Annotated in this window: 3 protein-coding genes; 2 read left to right on the forward strand and 1 reads right to left on the reverse strand. The window is 44.9% G+C overall.

The window, feature by feature from the left end; all coding sequences use genetic code 11:
- Together Q7P41_RS07765 and Q7P41_RS07770 are read left to right on the forward strand one after the other, a co-directional pair.
- Nucleotides 1–292 (forward strand): methylglyoxal synthase (locus Q7P41_RS07765; protein WP_303883266.1); only part of this gene is annotated, 292 nt, incomplete at its 5' end.
- Nucleotides 293–297: 5 nt separating this feature from the next.
- The gene (locus Q7P41_RS07770; protein ID WP_303883267.1) at nucleotides 298–723 is read left to right on the forward strand and encodes an SAM-dependent methyltransferase; all 426 of its coding nucleotides are present in this window, start codon (nucleotides 298–300) and stop codon (nucleotides 721–723) included.
- Here Q7P41_RS07770 and Q7P41_RS07775 read toward each other — a convergent pair.
- On the reverse strand, nucleotides 720–2,511 hold a 1,792-nt coding region (locus Q7P41_RS07775), incomplete at its 5' end, for a putative PEP-binding protein (RefSeq protein WP_303883268.1). The genes Q7P41_RS07770 and Q7P41_RS07775 overlap by 4 nt on opposite strands.

Consider the following 2,511-nt stretch of genomic DNA (forward strand, 5'->3'; position numbering starts at 1 on the left):
TCAGCAATTAGGTGCTCGGATCGCTGAAGGTTTAATCGATATATTGATATTCTTCTGGGATCCCTTAAACATACACCCTCACGATCCGGACGTACGGGCACTCCTCAGAATAGCCGTGGTTTACAATATACCAACGGCTTGCAACAGATCAACCGCTGATTACTTGATTTCCTCGCCATTACTGCGAGAAGTTTATACTCCAAAACGTAAGTTTAGCCCCGAAGAGTACCAACAAAGACGAAACGTGGAATTTTTGAAAAAAGTAAAGTCGAGTGAAGAAGGAAGGTCATAATACCAATGTACGGTCGATGGGATGTAGTGCCCATAGGTGAAGTGGTTTCACCGATCAAAGATCCCATTAGTCCCGACTTATTCCATAACATCCGATGTACCATAAAGATATATCCTGAATTTGCAAAAGGATTGCTTGGCCTAGAGGAAGGAAAAGATATTTTGGTTCTTTTTTTATTTCATTTGAACGCTGGTAAAGCTCCTCTTTTAGTTCATCCGCGAGGAGACACCTCGAGGCCCTTGCGAGGAATATTCGCCACATGTTCCCCTACTAGGCCAAACTTCATTGGAACAAATAGATGCCGTCTAATTGCCCTTAATGGCTTAGACCTACATCTAGTAGGGTTGGAGGCAATAGACGGCACCCCTGTTATCGACATTAAACCCTTTTCGTGCTTAGATCCACGCTACGATCTAAACTTGAAACTTTAATTTAATAATCCCAACGAAGCATGCGCAGCGGAAAGGCGCGCTACAGGCATGCGCATGGACGAACAGCTGACGTAATCGAGCCCCACAGAGTTACAAAAAGCTATACTGGATGGATCCCCGCCATGCTCGCCACATATGCTAAGTTCGAGATCTTTTTTGATGCTTTTGCCCTTTTCGACCGCTACCTTCATCAACGCTCCTACACCCTTGCGGTCTATAGTCTGGAATGGATCATCCATATATATCCCTATCTGTACATAAGCTGCTAAAAACTTGCCCTCTGCATCATCGCGGGATACACCAAGAGTCGTTTGAGTAAGATCATTGGTGCCAAAGCTGAAAAAATCGGCATACTCTGCAATCTCATCGGCAACGATCGCCGCTCTGGGAAGCTCAATCATGGTTCCTATCTTACAATGCAAATTCATTCCAAAGGATCCTGCTGTTTCGGCAATAACCTTCTCTATATTAGCACGAAGTATGCACATCTCTTGCCCTGTTGCCACTAAAGGAACCATTATCTTCACGTTCGCTTCAATTCCTTGCTTAACTAGTTCGCAAGCAGCCTCAACAATGGCTTTTACCTGAGCTTCGTATATTTCAGGGTACAACACCCCGACACGACAGCCCCTAAAGCCTAACATGGGATTGTTTTCTTTCAATGTTTCGGCCCTCTTTAAAAGGAGTTCAAGTTTTTTTGCCTCATTGGAATCTCCCTTTCCTTCCAACCTAAGATGATCAAGTTTTTTGGTCACTTCATGTACTTTAGGCAAAAATTCATTCAATGGAGGATCGAGCAACCTAACAATGACAGGAAGGCCGGACATAGCCTTGAAAATTTCCATGAAATCGCCCTTTTGTAGCTTCACAAGTTTATCTAAAGCATCTACCCTATCCTCTTTCCGTTCCGCAATGATGACCTGTTGCATTATGAGTAGACGGTCTGCATCTCTGAACATATGTTCGGTTCGACACAACCCTATTCCCTTGGCTCCAAGTTCCCGCGCTTGTTTTGCCTCTTCGGGGGTATCGGAATTAGCCCATACTTGTAATTTAGCGAATTTATCGGCCATCTTCAGAAATTCATGGAGGTATTTCTCGTGTATGGAGGGTTCTATCAATGGCGCTTCGCCCAAATAAATATTTCCGCTTGTACCATCAATAGTGATGACAGCATCCTTATTGACGATATACTCTCCAACAGTAAATCTTTCATTGATCATATCGATGTTAATTGCCTCACAACCTACTATACAAGGTATTCCTAGCGAACGGGCAACTAGAGCAGCATGGCTTGTTTGGCCCCCTCTACTGGTAAGAAGTCCAGCTGCCCTTGAAAGGCCGTGAATATCTTCGGGTGTCGTCTCGGGCCTTACAAGTATTATCGGCTCCCCATTTTTACCGCGCTCTTCCGCCTCATCGACATCAAAAACTACCTTGCCAACAGCAGCTCCAGGCGATGCAGCAATACCCTTAGCTATGGGGCACAACTGAACGGACGGATCAACCTGGCGGTGAAGCAACTGTTCTATTTCCCTTGGAGCCACCCTGGTCACAGCAGTTCGCTCGTCAATAATGCCCTCGCTTACCATATCGGCGGCAATCTTTACTGCTGCTTTTGCCGTGCGCTTCCCACTTCTCGTCTGCAGAATGTAAAGCTTGCCCCTTTCTACTGTAAATTCAATATCTTGCATATCTCTAAAGTGCTTTTCAAGCAGCTCAGCTACCCTTGTAAGTTCATTGTAAAGCTCCAAATTGACTTCTTTAAGCAATGAAATAGGCTGTGGC

The organism is Acetomicrobium mobile (assembly GCF_937920065.1).

What these genes read in the sequence shown, in the direction of transcription:
- Q7P41_RS07770 (WP_303883267.1), top strand. Translation starts at nt 298, where the DNA reads ATGTACGGTCGATGGGATGTAGTGCCCATAGGTGAAGTGGTTTCACCG.